Source organism: Desulfovibrio sp. Fe33 (assembly GCF_028532725.1).
Taxonomy (GTDB): domain Bacteria; phylum Desulfobacterota; class Desulfovibrionia; order Desulfovibrionales; family Desulfovibrionaceae; genus Pseudodesulfovibrio.
The window spans coordinates 205,470-225,484 of the sequence record NZ_JAQKGU010000003.1; the positions used below are offsets into that span (position 1 = coordinate 205,470).

19 protein-coding genes and 4 tRNA genes are annotated in these 20,015 nt (G+C 54.2%); 14 read left to right on the plus strand and 9 right to left on the minus strand.

All coding sequences use genetic code 11. The annotated features are described in order from the left end of the window. Positions 1-32: 32 nt before the first annotated feature. Both PSN43_RS06075 and PSN43_RS06080 read right to left on the minus strand, forming a co-directional pair. Positions 33-1,193: a SufB/SufD family protein gene (locus tag PSN43_RS06075; RefSeq protein ID WP_272699834.1), complete on the minus strand. Its 1,161-nt coding sequence runs from the start codon at positions 1,191-1,193 to the stop codon at positions 33-35. Between the two features lie 25 nt (positions 1,194-1,218). Continuing rightward, positions 1,219-1,977, minus strand: a complete 759-nt coding sequence (locus PSN43_RS06080) for an ABC transporter ATP-binding protein (protein ID WP_272699835.1) — start codon at positions 1,975-1,977, stop codon at positions 1,219-1,221. Between the two features lie 138 nt (positions 1,978-2,115). Between PSN43_RS06080 and PSN43_RS06085 the strand changes: the two genes are divergently transcribed. Together PSN43_RS06085 and PSN43_RS06090 are read left to right on the plus strand one after the other, a co-directional pair. Then, positions 2,116-2,838 (plus strand): Smr/MutS family protein, encoded by a 723-nt coding sequence (locus tag PSN43_RS06085; RefSeq protein ID WP_272699836.1) that lies wholly within the window; start codon positions 2,116-2,118, stop codon positions 2,836-2,838. 210 nt (positions 2,839-3,048) lie between these two features. Beyond that, positions 3,049-3,351: a hypothetical protein gene (locus tag PSN43_RS06090; RefSeq protein ID WP_272699837.1), complete on the plus strand. Its 303-nt coding sequence runs from the start codon at positions 3,049-3,051 to the stop codon at positions 3,349-3,351. A gap of 38 nt (positions 3,352-3,389) precedes the next feature. Here PSN43_RS06090 and PSN43_RS06095 read toward each other — a convergent pair whose 3' ends face one another. Beyond that, positions 3,390-3,932, minus strand: coding sequence for a chemotaxis protein CheW (locus tag PSN43_RS06095; protein ID WP_272699838.1), 543 nt, complete (start codon positions 3,930-3,932; stop codon positions 3,390-3,392). Between the two features lie 262 nt (positions 3,933-4,194). Between PSN43_RS06095 and PSN43_RS06100 the strand changes: the two genes are divergently transcribed. From PSN43_RS06100 to PSN43_RS06155, 12 genes are all read left to right on the plus strand, one after another. Continuing rightward, a tRNA-Pro gene (locus PSN43_RS06100) sits at positions 4,195-4,271 on the plus strand. Between the two features lie 66 nt (positions 4,272-4,337). Continuing rightward, positions 4,338-4,413, plus strand: a tRNA-Thr gene (locus PSN43_RS06105). 181 nt (positions 4,414-4,594) lie between these two features. Further along, positions 4,595-5,110 (plus strand): hypothetical protein, encoded by a 516-nt coding sequence (locus PSN43_RS06110; RefSeq protein ID WP_272699839.1) that lies wholly within the window; start codon positions 4,595-4,597, stop codon positions 5,108-5,110. Continuing rightward, the gene (locus PSN43_RS06115; protein WP_272699840.1) at positions 5,107-5,727 is read left to right on the plus strand and encodes an RHS repeat domain-containing protein; all 621 of its coding nucleotides are present in this window, start codon (positions 5,107-5,109) and stop codon (positions 5,725-5,727) included. Before PSN43_RS06110 ends, PSN43_RS06115 begins: the two co-directional genes overlap by 4 nt. Before the next feature lie 110 nt (positions 5,728-5,837). Beyond that, complete coding sequence (locus PSN43_RS06120) at positions 5,838-6,044, plus strand: hypothetical protein (RefSeq protein ID WP_272699841.1); 207 nt, start codon at positions 5,838-5,840, stop codon at positions 6,042-6,044. Positions 6,045-6,138: 94 nt separating this feature from the next. Continuing rightward, positions 6,139-6,723: an RHS repeat-associated core domain-containing protein gene (locus PSN43_RS06125; RefSeq protein ID WP_272700004.1), complete on the plus strand. Its 585-nt coding sequence runs from the start codon at positions 6,139-6,141 to the stop codon at positions 6,721-6,723. Then, positions 6,724-7,281, plus strand: coding sequence for a hypothetical protein (locus PSN43_RS06130; protein ID WP_272699842.1), 558 nt, complete (start codon positions 6,724-6,726; stop codon positions 7,279-7,281). A gap of 236 nt (positions 7,282-7,517) precedes the next feature. Then, positions 7,518-7,593, plus strand: a tRNA-Thr gene (locus tag PSN43_RS06135). Positions 7,594-7,774: 181 nt separating this feature from the next. After that, a complete protein-coding gene (locus PSN43_RS06140; protein WP_272699843.1) occupies positions 7,775-8,998 on the plus strand; it encodes an RHS repeat domain-containing protein in 1,224 nt (407 codons plus the stop codon). 895 nt (positions 8,999-9,893) lie between these two features. Next, positions 9,894-9,969, plus strand: a tRNA-Thr gene (locus PSN43_RS06145). A gap of 182 nt (positions 9,970-10,151) precedes the next feature. Continuing rightward, positions 10,152-11,564, plus strand: a complete 1,413-nt coding sequence (locus tag PSN43_RS06150) for an RHS repeat domain-containing protein (RefSeq protein ID WP_272699844.1) — start codon at positions 10,152-10,154, stop codon at positions 11,562-11,564. Then, the gene (locus PSN43_RS06155; RefSeq protein ID WP_272699845.1) at positions 11,530-12,162 is read left to right on the plus strand and encodes a hypothetical protein; all 633 of its coding nucleotides are present in this window, start codon (positions 11,530-11,532) and stop codon (positions 12,160-12,162) included. Before PSN43_RS06150 ends, PSN43_RS06155 begins: the two co-directional genes overlap by 35 nt. A 584-nt stretch (positions 12,163-12,746) precedes the next feature. Here PSN43_RS06155 and PSN43_RS06160 read toward each other — a convergent pair. The 6 genes from PSN43_RS06160 to PSN43_RS06185 form a co-directional block, all read right to left on the minus strand. Beyond that, complete coding sequence (locus PSN43_RS06160) at positions 12,747-13,358, minus strand: DVUA0089 family protein (RefSeq protein WP_272699846.1); 612 nt, start codon at positions 13,356-13,358, stop codon at positions 12,747-12,749. A gap of 233 nt (positions 13,359-13,591) precedes the next feature. Continuing rightward, positions 13,592-14,437: a flagellin N-terminal helical domain-containing protein gene (locus PSN43_RS06165; RefSeq protein ID WP_272699847.1), complete on the minus strand. Its 846-nt coding sequence runs from the start codon at positions 14,435-14,437 to the stop codon at positions 13,592-13,594. Positions 14,438-14,841: 404 nt separating this feature from the next. Further along, on the minus strand, positions 14,842-15,120 hold the full coding sequence (gene ilvN / locus PSN43_RS06170; RefSeq protein ID WP_272699848.1) for an acetolactate synthase small subunit: 279 nt from the start codon (positions 15,118-15,120) through the stop codon (positions 14,842-14,844). Next, on the minus strand, positions 15,113-16,789 hold the full coding sequence (gene ilvB / locus PSN43_RS06175) for an acetolactate synthase large subunit (RefSeq protein WP_272699849.1): 1,677 nt from the start codon (positions 16,787-16,789) through the stop codon (positions 15,113-15,115). The genes ilvN and ilvB overlap by 8 nt, the downstream gene beginning before the upstream one ends. Positions 16,790-17,269: 480 nt before the next feature. Next, positions 17,270-17,437 carry a hypothetical protein gene (locus PSN43_RS06180; RefSeq protein WP_272699850.1) on the minus strand — a complete coding sequence of 56 codons (168 nt, stop codon included), beginning with the start codon at positions 17,435-17,437 and terminating at the stop codon, positions 17,270-17,272. A gap of 70 nt (positions 17,438-17,507) precedes the next feature. After that, complete coding sequence (locus tag PSN43_RS06185) at positions 17,508-20,009, minus strand: Lon protease family protein (protein WP_272699851.1); 2,502 nt, start codon at positions 20,007-20,009, stop codon at positions 17,508-17,510. Between the last annotated feature and the right edge of the window lie 6 nt (positions 20,010-20,015).

Below are 20,015 nucleotides of genomic sequence, written 5' to 3' on the forward strand. Positions count from 1 at the left end.
CCGCCGCCCCTCGCGTGTGCGCCGTATCTTTGCTACATGGCGTCCGAAGACTGCAACTCTTCGATCTGTTTGTCGATTTCTTTCTGCAGACGCTCGGGCAACCCCATGATGTCGGTGTTGAGGAAGCCGCGCACGATGGTCGAGGTGGCTTCATCCTCGTCCATGCCGCGGGCCATGAGATACTCGATCTCCTCCTGGGCGATTTTGCCCACCGAGGCTTCGTGGGAAAGCTCCACGCCCTCCACGGTGCCGTCCAGCTCCGGGATGGCCCAGATGCGGCCGCCGCCGAGGATCAAGCCCTGACACTCCAGGTGCCCCTTGCTCGGAACGTGATGGGCGGCGATATGTCCCCGGTTGATAATGGTACCGCCGGAGGCGATGGTCCGGGCGATGATCTCGCACCGGGTGTTCGGGGCGTTCATGATAACGCGGTTGCCCATGTCCAGATGCGATCCTTCGGTGGCCACCACGACGGAGTTGAAGCGAGCCACGGAATCCGGGCCGTTCAGGGTGATGGCGGGATACATCTGCAAATCCTTTACCGGCTTGAGCAGAACATAGTTGTTGAGGAGCTTGCCGCCCTCTTCCACCACGCCCGCCGAACGGGGCCGCACGGCCACGGATTCAGACCAGTTATGGACCATGGTAAAGGTCAGCGACGCGTTCTTCTTCACGAAGAACTCGGAGATGCCCAGATGCGCGCCAGACTTGGTGCCATGGGCCACGGAACAGCCGGTAATGATGTGCGCCTCGGCCCCTTCCTCGATTATCACGATGTTGTGAACGTTCTGGCCAACGTGCTCGGACTTGAGCATGAGGCAGGACTGGATGGGCTCCTTGACCTTGGCCCCGGCCTTGACCCGAATGAAGTAGCCGCCATGCAGGTTGTCGAAGGCGGAACGGGTGAACTCGTCCTTGTCCTTGTCCACCAGGGTCCAGAAATAATCCTTGAGGCCGTCATATTTCTTGAGGGCGTCCTTGATGTCCATGATCTCCACAGCCTCATTCCTGGACTGGCAATGGACCGCGGACTGATCCATCTGCAGGTAGGAAGCGGAACGGGTGGACAGATCCGAAACCACACCGGCCATGAGAAGCTGGTCCTTATCCTCGTCGGACAAGGCGTTCAGATCGGTGATGGCCTCCTGCCGGAGGCCGTCAAACTTGAAATCCTTCAGATCGACTTTGCTCATATCTATAACTCTCCAGTGCCGACGGCTAGTTCATGCAGCGGACGCATTCCTGGTAGCCATGCTGCCGGATGTGGTCCAGAATATCCCTGGGGCGGCCTTCGCAGCACAGATGGCCCTGATACAGGACCTGGCCCCGGTCGGCGTTCACGTAGTCGAGAATGTACCCGGTATGGGTGATGATAAGCCCGGCGGTCTTGACCTTCTCCTTGCGCTCCTTGAGGCTCAGTTCCGGCGCAACGCTGAACTTGCCGTCCAGAACGTCACGGGCGACCTGCCCCACCAACTGCATGTTCTCCATGTCCACGCCGGATTCGGGCTCGTCGAAAAGCACCAGGTCGGGCTGTTGGGCCATGAGCTGAAGAAGCTCGGAACGCTTGATCTCGCCGCCGGAGAAGCCCGCATTGATGTCACGGTCGAGGAAATCGCCCATGTTGACGGTTTCGGCCAACATATCGGTGTTGACCGCGCCCTTGCGGGCGCACATCTGCACCAAATGCCTGGTGCGCAGGCCGTGAATGGTCGGCGGCCGCTGGAAGGACATTCCCATTCCCAGACGGGCGCGCTCGTACATGGGGGCGTCGGTGATGTCGTGCCCCTTGAAAATAATCTTGCCTCTGGTCACCTCGTAACCGGTGAACCCCATCAAGGTCATGAGCAGGGACGTCTTGCCCGATCCGTTGGGCCCGAACAGTATAAAGGTCTCCCCGTCGTTTATCTGGAGATTGATCCCCCGCAGGACCTCTTTATCGCCGATGTTGACATGCAGGTCTTCAATGGTCAGCATGTGATTCCTCGCTTTGATGATGTGCAACAGGCTCATTACTCAAGCACGTCGCGGAAGTCCAGCGATTGCTTCGCCGGACGGCACCAGCCGTCACCCATAAGGGTTCGGATATACTCGGTTCGACCAAAGGTAAGGTACATGATGACCAAAAAACGCATGAACAACCTTGGCGATCTCAAGCAGATCAAGTTCAAGAAAGAAAAAGACGACGTCTATTCCCTTCCTTACGAGAAAAATGAGCCTCCAAAGGAAAAAGTCAACCCCGACGAGGGACCTCAGGACGAGGAACTTTTCTTCGCCGCCATGCAGGGCGTGAAGCTCATGGACGGCGTCGGAGGCCGCCAGGTGCCTCCCGCCACGGCCACCGGCCCGGCAAATGCCGCATCATCCGACGATGAGGCGAAAAACGACCTTGACCGCTTCATGCGCGGAGATATCGAGTTCGAGCTCGAATACACCGACGAATTCATGTACGGCTACGTGCGCGGCCTGGATATCAAGATATTCCAGCAACTCAAAGCAGGTTTCCTCAGTGTTGCCGCCCATCTCGACCTGCACGGCATGACGTCGGATCAGGCGCGGGACTCCCTGCTCTTCTTCATCCGCGAATCATATCTCCAAGGCTATCGCTGCGTGCTGGTGGTCACGGGACGGGGAAAGAACTCTCCCGGGGGACAGTCCGTCCTGCGCACCGAAACCGAAACATGGCTGACGAAAGAACCGCTGAGACGCGTGGTTCTGGCCTTCTGCACGGCCCAACCCAAACACGGCGGAGCCGGAGCCATCTATGTCTTGTTACGCAAACAAAAAAAGACTGAAGGCAAAGTTCGTTGGGACACGATGATGAATTGGGGCGATTAGCCCGGGCAAACGCTTTTCGGGAGGACTCCATGCGAAAAACAGCCCTCTCCCCACATCAATTGATTAAATCCATCCTCGGTGTGGTGGACGAATGCTTTCATGGCGCAGGGGATCGGGGCGTATTGCTGAACCCGAGGGGAAGGCGGCCTGCTCACTCTGCTGGGCAGGCTGTCTGCCGAGCAGGCGTCCGCACCGACGGCAGGTGCGTCCATGGCCGCCCACGCGCTGCATCTGTCCTTCAGCCTGAATGCATTCACTGACTGGATTGAAGGCACACACGACAAAACATACGATTGGGAAGCAAGCTGGGCCCAATCCACGGTGAGCGAATCGAAGTGGCGAAAGCTGCTCGAACGAATTGCCGTTCAGGCAGACAACTTAACACACGCCATGACCCGCCATGCGGCGGCGAATCCCGAATCAACCTGGGGCGCGGCAGGCGCACTGGCCCACACGGCTTTTCATTTGGGCGCCATCCAGGTGAAGGCGGACGTACTGCTCAAGGACGCATAACGTCCCCACCCTCCCGATCATGGGTTGTTTCATTTCAGCTACGCCTGCGCGGGCGCGGCTTCTTCGGGAGCTGGCGCACGGTCGGGCCCCGCGCTCAACGCCCCCATATCCTTTGCGATGGCCAGCTCCTCGGCGGAAAATATCTTATTGATGTCGATGATGATAATGAACTGTTCGTTCTGACGGCCCATGCCCTTGATGTACTCGGCATTGATGGCCGCGCCCATCTTCGGGGCCGGTTCGATGGTGTCGGGCGTCATCTCGAACACCTCGCGCACGGAATCCACCAGCGCGCCCATGACGGTGAACTCACCCTCGTATTCAATTTCTACGATGATGATGCAGGTGTCCACGGTATCCTCGCCCTTGGACATGCCCAGCTTGAGCCGCATGTCCACCACCGGAACGGCGTGACCGCGCAGATTGATGACGCCGCGCATGAACTTGGGCGTCCTCGGAATCTTGGTTATGGACGTCAGTTCCAAGACCTCACGTACCGTTCCAATATCCAGAGCGAAAATCTCCTTGCCCAAAGTGAACGTCAAAAACTGATTGATATCTTTCAGAGCTTCATCGGCCATGCCAACCCCCTGATTGCTTGCAGTTATGTTTTGAATCTATTGAAGAGGCCCACGCGCTCCCGCGCGGTCGATGTCCAAGGGTTTCGACTCGGATTAATCCATACACCCCAGACAGTCCCTCACGCCATTATAAATGTCCGTATGACGCCATTGAGAAGGGGCAACACCTCTTGGCAATCATCAAAAAAAACACCAAGTTGAAATTTTTTCTAAAATAATCGTTGACATCTGAACCGGGCACGGATAGTTACTCACTTCGCGTCGGGATGTAGCGCAGTCTGGGAGCGCACTTGAATGGGGTTCAAGGGGTCGGAGGTTCAAATCCTCTCATCCCGACCAAGCGATGAAACACCCCGGTGGGCCGACCAAAAGTCGGCCCACCCTTTCATCGGAAACAGCCGGAATGCTGCTGTAGCTCAATAGGTAGAGCGCGTCCTTGGTAAGGACGAGGTAGACGGTTCAATCCCGTCCAGCAGCTCCACATATCAAACCGCTGATCGCAAGGTCGGCGGTTTTCTTTTTGCGCCCTCGCCCGCTGCCAGGCAGTCTCCTGGCAAGTTGTCTTCTCCTACCTTTCGAACGCTTTTACTTGTCATTCTTCGACAAACTCCGATTCCCCGAAAAACCCGTGATAGGCTCTCCGCAAAATAAAGGAGAACGTCATGCACGTATTTGAAATGAAATTGAAGCGCGGCGGGGACGGCCGCATCGTGAAGAAAACCGAAACCATGGCAGGCACACCCGCCACCTGGAAGTACGTTTACGACGGCGGAGGACGGCTGACGGAAGCGCACCTGAATGGCAGGCTGATCTGCCAGTGCTATTACGACAAGGAAGGCCGCCGCATCCGGGACTACCTGCCCGTGACCGCCGGGCCTGGTTACCGCGATTATCAGTACACCATGGACAACCGGCTGCTCAGCGCCGGCAACAACACGTACGCCCACGACGACAACGGATTCCGGTCCATCTGGTCGAACAGCGGCACGTACTGTCTCTACGAGTACGCACCGGACTACCGGCTGCTCAAATGGATGTGGAAGACGGAAACCGCGTCTTCACCTTCCGACACGACGAAGACGGCCAACGATCCGCCAAATACCTCAACGGTCGACTTGCAGAGGCCTACCAGTGGCTCGACTTCATCCGACTCGGGGCCTTCCACGACGGGCGCATGAACTACGAGTTCGGATATGGTGAAAGCGGAAGGTTGCCTTCGGTTATGCGCCGTGAGGATGGAGCCGTATTCACCCTGCACTACGACCAAGTAGGCTCCTTGCGCGTTGTTGTCGACCAGCACGGCAACATGATAAAGGAGACCCTGTACGACCCGTTCGGCGGCATCATAGAGGACACCAACCCGTATTTCCGTGTCCCTCTCGGCTTTGCGGGTGGACTGTTTGACCGGGATCTGGGCTTTGTTCGCTTCGGCTGGCGGGACTATGATCCTTTCACCGGCAGATGGACTGCCCCTGACCCCATCGGCGACAGAGGCGGCGACCCGGACTGGTATGGTTATTGTCTGGATGACCCGGTGAACGCGGTGGACCCGGCGGGGTTAACGGGGAAAGCGGTGGAGCCCATCTTTCGCCAGGGAATAAAAGCAGGAATCAAAACGGCAGGTAAAAAGGGTGCTGAGGAGAAACCTGATAACGCCTTTCTCCAGGGGTTGGATAGATTCCTGAATGGTAAAGGTCTGGACAAGGACCCGATGGCCGCGGATTCTGATGGCGACGGGATATCCAATTACGATGATGAGGATTCCGACTGGAATCACAAAGGGAAGGCGAAATAAGGCATGAATGCAAAAAAACGGCAACTCCGGCGTACACCACGGCATTGTTCGTCATTTGGTTTGTTTCAAAATTCACGGTATCGCTTTTGTCCTATAAAAACGAACCGGATATGCTTATCGACGTGCTCTTTGATTACGATTTCCTCATGGGCATGGGGCTCATGCTGGTACTCTTTGTCATGGGGGCAATCATCAGTGTGTGGGTAGTCAGGTCATTCTGGGAGCGAGTTGTCTCGGAAGTGCTTAATGTCCGGCAGATAACTATTCACGAGGCGCTGAGTGCGGCTTTGGTGATTATGATTCTGACCTTGAATTAAAACAAGCTTGCCGGACTTTTTTTCAGCCCGGCAAGCTCCTTTTCAGTAGGAATAGAGTGTAACTATTCTTGTCCACGACGCCCTGGTGAACCGGGTGGGGTTGAGGGGGTGTGCCAACCCGGCTCTGCAAGTACCAATCGGTTTCGCGGGCGACCTGCATGACCGGAACCTCGATTCCATTCGCTTCGGATGGCGGGATTACGACGTGAATACCGGCAGGTGGACCGCGCCCGATCCGATCGGGAACAAGGGCGGTGATCCGGATTGGTATGGGTATTGTCTGGATGATCCTGTGAATGGGGTGGCCCCGGCGGGGCTATTTCGATTTGGGAAGCGAGGATTGGGCGGATTGCCATTGCTTGGCATCTTTTCCGATAACCCGATAGATGATGCGGCCAATACGGAAATAGCTCATGAACACGGTTTTTATGAAGATGGGACTGGGGGTAATGTTGGGCTGTTCAAGGATGGGCGTAGATTCGACACAAAAAACATTAATAATTACGAATTGGAAGACAAGAGCTATGACGACAAGCGAATGCGCCGTGTTGTCAAAAGTCTTGGGAAACAAGAATACAACCTTCTTGGCATAGGCGGGGAAAAAAACAACTGCCAAGACTATGCGGACAAGATGCGCAACCGATATTCGTTGCTGGATCGAGGTGACCGCCAACGATAATTGAAAGGCAATAAAAAAGGTGGGGCTGATCGCCCCACCTTACAAGGGGATAGAATGAAAAAAGCGGGCATATTGATTGCCGTGTTGATAGTTATCGCTATTTGGGCAAATTCTCACAGGAATGAACTCGCGGTTTGGTTTAATAGTGACTCTTTCTATAAACCAATATTCATTGGAGATTTGAATGTGTTACAACCCGGCAGTACCGTCAGCGCCCAATTAACGCCTTCATATCATGTCCGACATGGTTTTTTTCTGACCTTTCCCTGTGATGATATCAGCTTAGAGTCTTATTGCAATACGGAAGGATCAATCCGATATTCATTTTTGCTCAACGGGATCGAGTTGGACTCAAAGACAATTGCGATACCCAAACGTCCAATGAGAGGCCAAGACAGTAATGGCATCTGCGACATCGCCTTGTTTACATTTGACCTCCCTTTCCAGGGTCACGACTCGGTAACTCTCAAAGTGGTAGTTGAATCTCCATTTTCCAAGCTTTCTCATTATCAAAAGGATATCCGATGCGAAGTATCCCCTGCCTATTGGCCAAAATAAGTGGAATAATTCCGATGAAACTCTAGGGGCACAATAGGTTACAGGCCTTCAGTTTATTGCGAGCGGACGACTCTTAGAGTTGGATAACCTCCTCCGGCACAAAATCTCCAATTTTGACTAAAGACTGTTATTCACGTCAAATTTTCTCAAATAATTTCATCATATACAAACTCGATTTCGGTCATGGGGTTCAAGGGGGCGGAGGTTCAAATCCTTTCATCGGAAACAGCCGGAATGCTGCTGTAGCTCAATAGGTAGAGCGCGTCCTTGGTAAGGACGAGGTAGACGGTTCAATCCCGTCCAGCAGCTCCACATATCAAACCGCTGATCGCAAGGCCGGCGGTTTTCTTTTTGCGCCCTCGCCCGCTGCCAGGCAGTCTCCTGGCAAGTTGTTTTCTCTTACCTTTCGATCGCTTTTACTTGTCATTCTTCGACAAACTCCGATTTCCCAAAAAACCCGTGATACGCTCTCCGCAAAATAAAGGAGAACGTCATGCACGTATTTGAAATGGAATTGAAGCGCGACCGGGACGGCCGCATCGTGGAGAAAACCGAAACCGTGGCAGGCACACCCGCCACCTGGGAGTACATCTACGACGGCGGAGGACGGCTGACGGAAGCACACCTGGACGGCAGGCTGATCTGCCAATGCCACTACGACAGGGAAGGCCGCCGGTCCCGAGACTATTTTCCCGCAACCGTCGGGCCCCACTACCGCGACTATCGGTACACGCTGGACAACCGGCTGCTCCGCGCTGGTAACAACACGTACACCCACGACGACAACGGATTCCGCTCCATCTGGGCCAAAGGCGCCACCTACCTCCTCTATGAGTATGCGCCGGACTATCGGCTGCTCCGGATGGAGATCGAAGACCAAAACCGCGTCTACACCTTCGATCACGATGAAAACGGCCAGCGTATAGCCAAATATTGCAACGGGCAGCTTGTCGAAGCGTACCATTGGCTCGATTTCGTGCGGCTTGGCGGCTTCCACGACGGCCAGCACGCCTTCGAGTTCGCCTACCGCAATGACGAGCGAATTCCGTTCGCCATGCGCAGGGACGACGGCACTGTGTTCGGCCTATTCAGCGACCAGGTGGGGTCGCTCCGCGTGGTTGTGGACAGCAACGACAATATGATAAAAGAGATCGTGTATAACCCTTTCGGCGGGATCATTGAGGACACCAACCCGGACTTCCGCATCCCCATCGGCTTTGCGGGCGGCCTGCACGACCGGGACCTAGGGTTCGTCCGCTTCGGTTGGCGTGATTACGACGCGAATACCGGTCGGTGGACCGCGCCCGACCCCATAGGCGACAAGGGTGGTGACCCGGATTGGTATGGGTATTGTCTGGATGATCCGGTCAACATGTCTGATGCTACCGGGTTGAATCCGCTATTGGCTTGGTCCCAATACATACCGGCTGTCAACTCTATCGGCAAACAAATTGCTAAAGACGTCATGACGGGAGAACCCGGCTATTCAGATATACCAAATCTAATTTGGGATGGCGCCAAAGCTTATGGCGAGTACGTCAAAAATAACGCCGAAAAAATGAGAAAAGATAATCGGCAATATTATGACGAACTCTATGGCCGAAACAATAAACACAACGGCGACCAATCAACCCCCAATCCCCCCACAACTTCAAGGGATGAGGCAAATCTACCTGTAAAGGATTATAAAACGATTGAAACCTTGAGGGGAAGGTAGGAATACTATAGGCAGGGCCTGCCAGTTTAATGCTGGCAGGTCCTGCAACAACCTTTGGGTAAAAAAACTAAGGAAGACGAATGAACACATTTTTATCCATATTTCGGCAGCACTCTTCAAGCCTAATAGTACTTATAATCTTTCTTTTTTTTGCTGCATGGATTTCAGATTATCAACTGCTTTCTGATATACTCTGCCTGTATGGAATAAGCATTGTCGCCATCGCTATTATTTTGAATAAAAAACTAACATTTAATAGCGCAGTAAAAGGACTAGTATCGACAAATACATTTAAAATATTTTCATTATTCACATGTATGTTTATGATATCATCAATTATTTCCAGCCCAACGGTAGTATTTGATTCAAAAATTATAACAGGAATTACATTATCTCTTATTTACACTATATTTTTTAAATTTATAGCAAACAAAATTTACTATGTTATCACAGGGAACAATAGTGAAAGAATTACAAAGAATGATATAGCTGTTGTTTTTTTATCAATTTTTTCAATATGCATAGCGAACATTGTAACTCAATATCTTTTTTCATACCTTCCATACTTGTCCCCATTTTACTTGCTACTTAGCACAATAGTGTTTGTAAACGCATTTATCTTGCAGGCCGGTATTATATTTGCAAGGAACAACCAATCAAAAAACATTGAAATAAAGTCGGTCGAAGAACCTCCCACAGCACAAAATCCTCAATTTTGACCAAAAACTGTTATTCACATCAAATTTTCTCAAATAATTTCAAAATATAAAAGCTCAAATCCGGCCATGGGTGTCAAGGGGCGGAAGTTCAAATCCTCTCATCCCGACCAAGCGATGAAACACCCCGGTGGGCCGACCAAGAGTCGGCCCACCCTTTCATCGGAAACAGCCGGAACGCTGCTGTAGCTCAATAGGTAGAGCGTGTCCTTGGTAAGGACGAGGTAGACGGTTCAATCCCGTCCAGCAGCTCCATATATCAAAACCGCTGATCGTAAGATCGGCGGTTTTTCTTTTGCGCCCTCGCCCGATACCAGGCAGTCTCCTGGCAAGTTGTTTTTTCCTACCTTTCGAACGCTTTTACTTGTCATTCTTCGACAAACTCCGATTCCCCAAAAAACCCGTGATACGCTCTCCGCAAAATAAAGGAGAACGTCATGCACGTATTTGAAATGGAATTGAAGCGCGACCGGGACGGCCGCATCGTGGAGAAAACCGAAACCGTGGCAGGCACACCCGCCACCTGGAAGTACGTCTACGACGGCGGAGGACGGCTGACGGAAGCGTACCGGGGCGGCAGGCTGATCTGCCAATGCCACTACGACAGGGAAGGCCGCCGGTCCAGGGATTACTTCCCCGCCACCGTCGGGCCCCACTACCGTGACTACCGGTACACGCGGGACAACCGGCTGCTCCGCGCGGGCAACAACGACTTCACGCACGATGCGAATGGATTCCGCTCCATCTGGGCCAAAGGCGGCACCTACCACCTCTATGAGTATGCGCCGGGCTATCGGCTGCTCCGGATGGAGATCGAAGACCAAAACCGCGTCTACACCTTCGATCACGATGAAAACGGCCAGCGGATAGCCAAATATTGCAACGGCCAGCTTGTGGAGGCGTACCGATGGCTCGATTTCGTGCGGCTTGGCGGCTTTCATGACGGCCAGCACGCCTTCGAGTTCGCCTACCGCGATGACGAGCGAATTCCGTTCGCCATGCGCAGGGACGACGGCACTGTGTTCGGCCTGTTCAGCGACCAGGTGGGGTCGCTCCGCGTGGTTGTGGACAGCAACGACAATATGATAAAAGAGATCGTGTATGACCCCTTCGGCGGCATCATCGAAGACACCAATCCAGGCTTCCGCGTACCCATCGGCTTCGCGAGCGGCCTGCACGACCGGGACCTAGGGTTCGTCCGCTTCGGTTGGCGGGACTACGACACCTTCACCGGCAGGTGGACCGCGCCCGATCCCATAGGCGACAAGGGCGGTGACCCGGATTGGTATGGGTATTGTCTGGATGATCCGGTCAACGGAGCGGACCCGTTGGGATTGATGGGAGTTATCAGTGATTTAATTGATCCTCTTTTTCCTGATGCATGGCAGTGGCAAGCGAACGAGGGGGCATGCGACAAATGTCAAAAATTAGCAGGTACTATATATTCAAATAAAGATGATGTCCCAGAGAAACCGCATCCGAATTGTAAATGTCAAGTAGTCGAATGTAAGTACGATACCCAATACGGCGATTGGAAGGTGGTTTCGGAAACTGTGATCATGTATAGAATAGCAGGGATTGTTTGTTTTGGAGCAAAATGCACTGCCGCATGGCACCAGATAAGCAAGGTTGAAGAAACCAGAAAGCGTAAAGTTATTCGAACATGTGGGACTTCGATTTTAGAAATCGAAAATAAAAATGAAAAACGAAGCAGAAAAACGATTGAGGTTCGTGAGGCTCCTGCCATCGCAATATACCAAGGCGGAGATCCAGAAGGTGGTGATGTCTTTATTTCTACAAATCCATGGAACCCATATGATTCAAGAAGTGTTCGAAAAGGCTCTCGCTAAAATCAACTTACACATAGTCGTTGTATTAATAGTGTTTTCTATCTTGATTGTGGGGAAACAGACCATAGCATTTGACGCCAACCCAAATGAATTCGTTGGCCCAAAACCTGGGCTACTGCTTAAGTCTTCCAACTCTAGCGGGCTGACAGTTGAGGTTCATTCTGAATGGTTGGAAGACAACGTGCTACTTGTAACGGAAGTGTTCTGCGGCTTCTCACATAATAACAAAATTAAAAAAAATACCCCTAAAGGATATAGGTCAATATCCAGTCAATATACTTTGAAAGTCGAAGAGCAAAAATTGATTATGGAAATGGCAGGTGTCGAATTTACACTCATCGACTTTGCTGCAAAAAATTGGACAGTTCCGGGCAAAGCGTATGGAAATTTTGAATCAAATTCATTTCTAGCTATTTGTAAAATTACTTCCGTAAGTGAAAAACAAATTCTTGGTGAGCAAAGGCGAGTTGCGGTTGTGCAGTGCGATACTAAAAATCAATTACTTGAGACCACATCGGTCACATGGGAGATTGCTTCTGGTTTAGGATTACTTTCAAGAGGTGATTATACTCTTACGTCTATTGAAAAGCTAAAGTAAAAGGCAAAAAGTAGGCACATATTGACAGCTCATATTTTCTCAAAAACGCCGCTGTTACCTATTCGGAGCTTGCATTGTCATGGCTAACCTCCCACACCACAAAATCGCGGCATTTCGCCAAAAAATGTTATCCTTGGAAAAATCTCACAAATAATTTCAAAGCATAAAAGCTCAAATCCGGTCATGGGGTTCAAGGGGTCTGAGGTTCAAATCCTCTCATCCCGACCAAGCGATGAAACACCCCGGTGGGCCGACCAAGAGTCGGCCCACCCTCTCATCGGAAACAGCCGCGACTCTGCGGTAAATGGGAGCATGAAGCTCGTATTCCCCTCTTCCGGCTCAATAGAAGTGCGATCCAAGCCCCTCTCAACAAATATGCCAAAAAAAAGAACAGATAGCCCCAGCTAAACAGCAAGGGCTATCTATTGATACTTGAAACGTCGTTTATTCACACACGGCAGGCGTGATCTTCTTTGGGCATCAACCGATCTGATTCTCAGTCCCCTTCATCGGTATGCCCTTTGTCAAGAACCGTCACACACTCACTTCATTTCCTCATTCCGCTTTGGCTAACGGATTCGGCATTACGCCTTGAGAAAACGCTTTCTTCCGAAGACCAGGCAACCGGCGAGACCTGCAATGAGGAGAACGACGGTCGAGGGTTCGGGCACAGGCGGGGTTTCGCCGGGGCCGCTGGCCGTATCGACATTCAGAATGTGGAAAGCATAAGAGTCGTTTCTCAAACCGTTTGCGGGCTGATCCCACTCGGAGACGAGAATCGGCGTTGTGCCGTCAAAATCAAAGCCGTCGCTGTAGGCCTCAGACACATTGAAGTTGTTGTAGGTCGTCAGCGTGAGGAAGTAGCTGCCGGGGTTCAACATAACGGTGTAAAAGGAATCCCAACCGGCATAATCATACGAAACGCCGTTTGACTCTTGAACCCCGGTCACGCCGCCGTCATCCTGGAAATAAATAAGGGTGCCGGAAGCATCCCAAAGGCCAAGCATAGGATCGAACCCACCGTCATCCCAAGACGAGGAGAAAAAGGTTCGTTCGCCCGCGGTCGAAACGCTGAAATCGAAACGCAGGACATCATTATGATACTGCATGGTTCCGAAATAGTCGTAGTCATAGGCCTGCGCGGGGACTCCGGACAACAAAAAGACAAGGAAAAACAGGATAGTGATTTTCTTCATATTACCTCCTTTGACGGTGGTAAAGCATATACCATGCCACATATGAAGATGTGAACCACATCAAAATAATACGATACGTCTCGTAGCGAAATATTCCCGATCATTTGTCAAAGGCATCGACACGACTGTAAATTTCCCCGACTATCCGAGGCCTCAACCTCCGACAAGCCTAGGTGGAATGAAACACAATCACACATCAGTATATGTTTGTTGATATTATTTTAAATTACAAATTAGCTGGTTCCGTCGAATATGGTGCCCGTATCGCGAGCAATGAGGTCCGCCAGAAGTTGCTCCAGCGAGTAATCGGGATTGGAGGGCTTGCGCAATTGGGCTGCCTGATCCAGAAGCTGGGCCTGGCTCTCAAGGCTGAGCTGTTGCGCTTGAAGACCGTCTTCCTTGCCACCATATATGTCCATGATGGCCGTCATCTCACTCTGGAGAGACTGAACGTACCCGAGCTGGGTGGCGCGGGTTCCGTCCGCACCCAAAGCCGCGCCGTCCAGGTCGGTCCAAGCCACACCGCCGGATGGCGTATCCACGGAATGAAAAGTGATGTTGAACCCGCCGTCCTTGCTGGACTGGATATAAACGTTGCCGCCGGAATCTATCTGGTCCGTGCCCCATTGGGAGGAGTCCAGCAGCGCAATGCCGTTGAAATCGGAGTTGGAAACAACCCCGGAGATCTTGTCCGCAAGGGCGTCGAAATCTCCTTGAACCACACTGCTTGCGCCGTCCAATTCCCCCGAATCGATCCGATCAATGATATCTTCCATGGCGTTCAGGGCATCCACGATCGTAGCCATGCCGGTCCGGGCGACCCCCATCATGGAGGCCGCCTCGCCCACATTGCGAGCCGCCTGACGCACCGCTGCCGCGTCCCCGCGCAGAGTGCCGCTGATGGCCTCCTCGAACGGGTTGCTGAAGGTGGCCGCACGGACAGGCTCGCCCAGCACGAGGCTGCGCAGGTTCCGGCCAACGGCCGAGGAACCGAACAGCCGGTTGGTCAACATATCCTGTTGCAACAACTGCAACGAATAGTCGTAGATGAAGCTCTTCTCAATGTCGGTCAGGGCCATGCCGCCTCCCGTAGAGTACAATTAACCAATATTTTTATCGGCTGACCGGGAAATAACTTTACCCCCGCTAGCAAGGTTGCCGAATTTTCAACGTCTCCCGACATATCCGCCCTTTCCCTGAAATTCGTGCACAACATTCGAACGCAGTGAAATGCCCCGAAAAATGGGCCTATACATTAAACTCCCAGCTTTCGCGGCATAACGCCACGGGGTGAAAAAAGCCGCGCCGAAGGCGCATACAGGGGATGCAAGGGGGGTGAACCCTTGCCCGCCGGAGGCGAAATCACCCGACTATTGCCGCAAAACGGCTTTCAACGCCTGAGTTGCCTCCTCAAGGGGGAAAAGTAGCTCCCAAAGAAAAGGCCGACTTGCGCCGGCCTAGGAGAAAGGAGTGCCCAAGGGGCTTATTGGACGAATTCGGCCATTTTGGCAAAGACCGGATGCCCGCGGTCGTAACGCTCGACAACGAGAACATCCTCCAACTTGTCCACCTGTTTAATCATCTGATCGAGACGATCGTCCGCGTTGACCAGCAGCCAAATCTTGCTGGTCTGACCGCCGTTGACGGGCATACAGGCAATGCCTTCCACGTTGTATGCCCGGCGCGCGAACAAACCGCAGATGTGAGACATAACGCCGGGATGGTTGTTCACGGACAACTCGATAACAGTCTGCTTACACATGATTTTCTCCTCCGATCATCTGGGAATTGGCCGCTCCGGGGGCCACCATGGGATAAACCGGCTCGTCGGGACTGACGGGCACATGGATCAAAGCCGGTCCGGGAGCGGACAGGGCCTCGGCCAGTGTGGCTGCCGGGTCCCCGCAATTGCCCAGATCGTAGGCCTTAATTCCAAACCCTTCGGCGATCTTGATGAAATCGACGCACTTGGCATAGTCGGACGCCACATAGCGTCGGCCATAGAAGAGGTCCTGCTGCTGACGAACCAAACCCAGCGCGTTGTTGTTGGTCAGAATAATCTTGATCGGGATGTCGTATTCCATGGCGGTGGCCAGGTCCTGTATGTTCATCATGATGGACCCGTCGCCGGAAAAGCAGATGACCGGCTTGTCCGGGGCGGCCAAGGCCGCGCCCAGGGCGGCGGGCATTCCGAATCCCATGGTTCCGAGACCGCCTGAGGTCAGCCAGCGATGAGGACGGGTGAAAGGATAAACCTGAGCGGTGCGCATCTGGTGCTGCCCCACGTCGGTGCACACGATGGCGTCGTCACCGGCCAATTCCGCCGCCTTGAGGATGACACCGTAGGGCGAAGTGGGATCGTCCGCCCCGGGGACAATCATGGGATGAGCAGTTCGGAGGGATTCGATGCGGCTGTTCCACTCGGTCCGGGTTTTCCGCTCGATATGCGGCAGCAACGCCTTGAGAACATCGGCCACATCCCCACGGACCGAAGCGTGGGCGGTCTTGATCTTGTCCAGCTCGCTCGGGTCGATGTCCATGTGGATGACCTTTGCCTTGGGACAGAATTCGGAAACCTTGCCCGTGGCTCTGTCGTCGAAACGCACGCCCACCGCTATGAGCAGATCGCATTCCTCAAGCGCCAGATTGGTATAGCGAGCCGCGTGCATCCCAAGCATACCGAGGTTGAGGGGGTGCCCGGAAGGAATGGCTCCCAGTCCCATGAGGGTCATGACCGACGGGATGGCCCCCTTCTCGGCCATGGCCAGGGCCTCGGCCGAAGAATCGGACAGGATCACGCCGCCCCCCAGGTAGAGAATGGGTTTTTTCGCGCGGTTGATCATGGTCGCCGCATGTTCGATTTCGCCACGGAAGAGTTCGGGCGTCGCATCCGGGACGCCGGGTTCGGGCCACTCGTCGAACTCCACCTCTGCCATCTGCACGTCCTTGGGCACGTCGATCACCACCGGACCGGGACGGCCACTGGCGGCAATGCGGAATGCGTCGGGAATGATACGCAGCAGGTCCTCGGCGGACCGGACAAGGAAATTGTGTTTGGTGATGGGAACGGACAGTCCGTAGGTGTCCACTTCCTGAAAGGCGTCTGTGCCGATCATGGAGAGGGGCACCTGGCCGGTGATGCAAATGATCGGGATGGAGTCGAGCTTGGCGTCGGCGATGGCCGTCAGGGTGTTGGTAGCGCCCGGGCCGGAAGTGGCGAAGAAAACGGCCGGTTTACCCGTGACCCGGGCCATGCCCTGGGCGATGAACCCGGCCCCCTGTTCATGCCGGGTCAAAATGTGCCTGATGTTGCCGCTCTTCCCCAAGGCATCGTAAAGAGGCAGATTCGCCCCGCCCGGGATGCCGGCAATGGTCCGCACACCTTGCCGCTCCAGCAATTTAATGATTATTTCCGCACCTGACATTTTCATTTTTTACCTCCTGTGAGCCCCGCATCCGGTGGGAATCAAAAAGAAAACCCCCACCGGTTCGCACCGACGGGGGTTATAAAATTCGATTGTACCTATCCCGCTATGGCGCGTCCCTATGAACACCACCTACTACTACGTCCACTACGACGCATACGCCGGCCACGGTTAGGCTGGCGGGGATGATGGAAATGGAATTTTCGACGCGCAACATGGAATGTTCCTTTTGTCTTTACAAAATTTCGTTAATCCTACCAAAACGAAAGGTCAAGCACTTTTCTGAAATAACCTCACAGGATGCGCACCCGTCTGGATGCGCGATCCGCCGAGGCAACTCCCGGAGACATCACTCCATCCCCCCCCCCGAAGACAGTGAAAGCAGCAAATGGAGACGCCCCGAACCTGTGAGGGAAACACTCCCCCGCGTGATCGGGACGTCTGCAACCGATCGCATTTCCTGCGATCACTCGTGATCGATCCGAGTTAAAGACGATCCACGGCAAGCCAGAAGGCGGCGGCGCCGACAAAAAGCCTGACCACGTGGCCGATGTGGAAATGGTAGCCCCAGTCGATGGTGAACATGAGCGCCAGGGCGACCACAAACCCGCCCAGGATGCATTTTCTCCAGATATTCAATCTCAACAGATTCATGTAATCCTCGAAAAAGGGTTACGACGAGCCGCAACCCTTTTGTTGTAGTCCAATTGATGCCGGAACAGCCCTATTTTCTTGCAGGCTTGTCCTTGGCGGCCTTCCTTGCGGAAGACTTCTTCCCGTTTTTGTCGTCCTTGCCGAATGCGGCCAGCCTGTCGGCCAGCTCACGAAGCTTGTCGTCCACCAGCCGATTGATGCTCCCGGCCGGATAGGTTCCATTCTTTCCGCGCGCACCGGCCTTCTTGCCGGTCAGGATTTCAATGCCCTCATCGATGGTCTTCACGGCCCATATGTGGAACAGCCCCTTGCGAACGGCCTCGATGACCTCATCGCGGAGCATCAGGTCCTTGACGTTGGGGTGCGGGATCATGACGCCCTGCTCCCCGGTCAGCCCCGCATTCTTGCAGCAGAGATAGAATCCCTCGATTTTCTGGTTCACGCCGCCGATGGGCTGAACCTCGCCATACTGATTAACCGAACCCGTAACGGCGATATACTGACGAATAGGCACTCCCGAAAGACTCGACAACAATGCGTAGAGCTCAGTCGACGAAGCGGAGTCGCCGTCTATGCCGCCGTAGGACTGTTCGAAGGCGATGCTCGCGGCAAGGGACAAAGGCTTGTCCTGGGCGAACCTACTCCGCAGGAAGCCGGACAGGATGAGCATCCCCTTGTTGTGGGTCGGACCGGACATGTCCGCCTCACGCTCGATATTGATGATCCCTTCCTTTCCCAAAGAAGTAACCGCCGTGATCCTTGAAGGTTTGCCGAACATATAGTCGCCTAAGGAATACACGGCAAGCCCGTTGACCTGCCCCGCGACCTCGCCGTCGGTGTCCACAAACAGGCTGCCGCGGTCGATCATCTCCTGAATGCGCTCCTCCACCTGATTGGAGCGGTATACCTTGGCTTCGACAGCCTCCCGGACATGCTCGCCGGAAACCATCTCGGTCCCGGCCCGCCCGGCGAAGTAATCCGCTTCGCTCAAAAGGTCGCCCAAGGCCGGGAAGGATGTGGAGATTTTCTCCTGCCTGCCAGCCCAGCGCACGCCCTCCTCCAGCACGGCGGCCACACCGCCCGCATCGAAGGGCCTGAGGCCGTTTCGGTCCACTTCCGACCGTACAAACCGCGCCACGTCGAGCACGGAGTCATCGGTGACGTCCATGCTCGACTCGTAGTCGGCCCGGACCTTGAATATCTTGGCCACGTCCTCATCATAGTTGCGCAGCAGCGCATACAGGTACGGACTGCCCAAAACGACCACCTTGACGGCCATATCAATTGGCTCGGGCTTCAACCCCGTGGCGCTGATGAAATAATACGGGTCAAAGGTCTCGATCTCTATCTGCTCGGTCTTGAGCGCCCGTTTCAAAGTCTGCCACACACCCGGCTCCATGATGGCGTCCATCAGATTGATGACCAGATAGCCGCCGTTGGCCTTGACGAAGGAGCCCGCCTTGATCTTGGTGTAATCGGTGTGCCAACCGCCCATGCGGTCCATGACGCGCTCGATGGAGCCGAACAGGTTGCGGTAGGTGGGATAGGATTCCACGATGACCGGCGGCCCCTTGATCTCGGCGTTGTCCACCAGCAGATTGACCTGATAGGGCTGAAAGACCATCTCGGCCGAGGGGCCGGGCATGACCATGCCGGGAATCGGGCCGGGCTGGCCGGGGCCGCCCAGCGCCTTGACCGCGTCCAGGTCCTCGACCATGTTGTCGAGCACGGAATCCAGGTATCTGGAGACCTTCTCATCGGGATACGCCTCCCGCACGGGCTTGAGAAACTCCTGGGCCAGTGCCAGGAACATGAGCCGGTCCACCTCGCGGTGCTTCTCTCCGACCGCCTTCTGGAGCCCCTTGAGTTCCTGAACGATATGGTCGATCTCCTCCTTGAGCTCCAACCGTTTGTCGCGCAGCTTCTCGTATTCGGCGCGCGGGAAACGGCCGTTGTCGACCAGCTCCTCCAGCTCGATCATGCGCTTCGGCTCTCCGTCCACCAGCGGAACCACATCGGGCCGCTGTATGGGCCCCATCTGCATACGCACCACCACGAGGCCGGTGTCCTTCACCTGGTCCTCGATGGCCTTGTAGAAACTCATGACCTTCTTTTCATGGGCCTCGGCGATCTCGTTCTTGCGGGCGATATACTCTTCGCTCTCGAAAAGCTGGGGGGCTTCACGCTTGATGTCGTCCAAGAACTTCTGCATGTCCTTTTTGAAGCGGTCGCCCTGCCCCGGGTCGAACCGGAGCAGGATGGGCGCTTCGGGGTGCTTGAAATTATTGACGTAGCAGAGGTCGCTCGGAGTCGCGTGCCCGTTGCCCATCTCTCCGAGCAGCTTGCGCACGGTGGAGAGGCGGCCGGTTCCGGGTTGGCCGGTGACGAAGATATTATATCCTTTCTTGACCATGCCCAGGCCGAAACGAAAGGCCTCGACGCCGCGCTTCTGGCCGATGATGTCCTGTTGGGGCTCCAGATCGTTAGTGGAAGAAATGGACAGCCGCTTGGGGTCGGGAGTCCACTTGAGCATATCGACGGGTACTTCGAATGAGCTGCTTTTCTTGACCATTTATCC

Coding starts and splice junctions, on each gene's coding strand:
- PSN43_RS06120 (WP_272699841.1), top strand. CDS start 5,838: ATGCTTATCGACGTGCTCTTTGATTACGATTTCCTCATGGGCATGGGG.
- PSN43_RS06090 (WP_272699837.1), top strand. CDS start 3,049: ATGGCCGCCCACGCGCTGCATCTGTCCTTCAGCCTGAATGCATTCACT.
- PSN43_RS06085 (WP_272699836.1), top strand. CDS start 2,116: ATGATGACCAAAAAACGCATGAACAACCTTGGCGATCTCAAGCAGATC.
- PSN43_RS06150 (WP_272699844.1), top strand. CDS start 10,152: ATGCACGTATTTGAAATGGAATTGAAGCGCGACCGGGACGGCCGCATC.
- PSN43_RS06110 (WP_272699839.1), top strand. CDS start 4,595: ATGCACGTATTTGAAATGAAATTGAAGCGCGGCGGGGACGGCCGCATC.
- PSN43_RS06155 (WP_272699845.1), top strand. CDS start 11,530: ATGATTCAAGAAGTGTTCGAAAAGGCTCTCGCTAAAATCAACTTACAC.
- PSN43_RS06160 (WP_272699846.1), bottom strand. CDS start 13,358: ATGAAGAAAATCACTATCCTGTTTTTCCTTGTCTTTTTGTTGTCCGGA.
- PSN43_RS06095 (WP_272699838.1), bottom strand. CDS start 3,932: ATGGCCGATGAAGCTCTGAAAGATATCAATCAGTTTTTGACGTTCACT.
- PSN43_RS06140 (WP_272699843.1), top strand. CDS start 7,775: ATGCACGTATTTGAAATGGAATTGAAGCGCGACCGGGACGGCCGCATC.
- ilvB (WP_272699849.1), bottom strand. CDS start 16,789: ATGAAAATGTCAGGTGCGGAAATAATCATTAAATTGCTGGAGCGGCAA.
- PSN43_RS06180 (WP_272699850.1), bottom strand. CDS start 17,437: ATGAATCTGTTGAGATTGAATATCTGGAGAAAATGCATCCTGGGCGGG.
- PSN43_RS06165 (WP_272699847.1), bottom strand. CDS start 14,437: ATGGCCCTGACCGACATTGAGAAGAGCTTCATCTACGACTATTCGTTG.
- PSN43_RS06080 (WP_272699835.1), bottom strand. CDS start 1,977: ATGCTGACCATTGAAGACCTGCATGTCAACATCGGCGATAAAGAGGTC.
- PSN43_RS06185 (WP_272699851.1), bottom strand. CDS start 20,009: ATGGTCAAGAAAAGCAGCTCATTCGAAGTACCCGTCGATATGCTCAAG.
- PSN43_RS06115 (WP_272699840.1), top strand. CDS start 5,107: ATGAACTACGAGTTCGGATATGGTGAAAGCGGAAGGTTGCCTTCGGTT.
- ilvN (WP_272699848.1), bottom strand. CDS start 15,120: ATGTGTAAGCAGACTGTTATCGAGTTGTCCGTGAACAACCATCCCGGC.
- PSN43_RS06075 (WP_272699834.1), bottom strand. CDS start 1,193: ATGAGCAAAGTCGATCTGAAGGATTTCAAGTTTGACGGCCTCCGGCAG.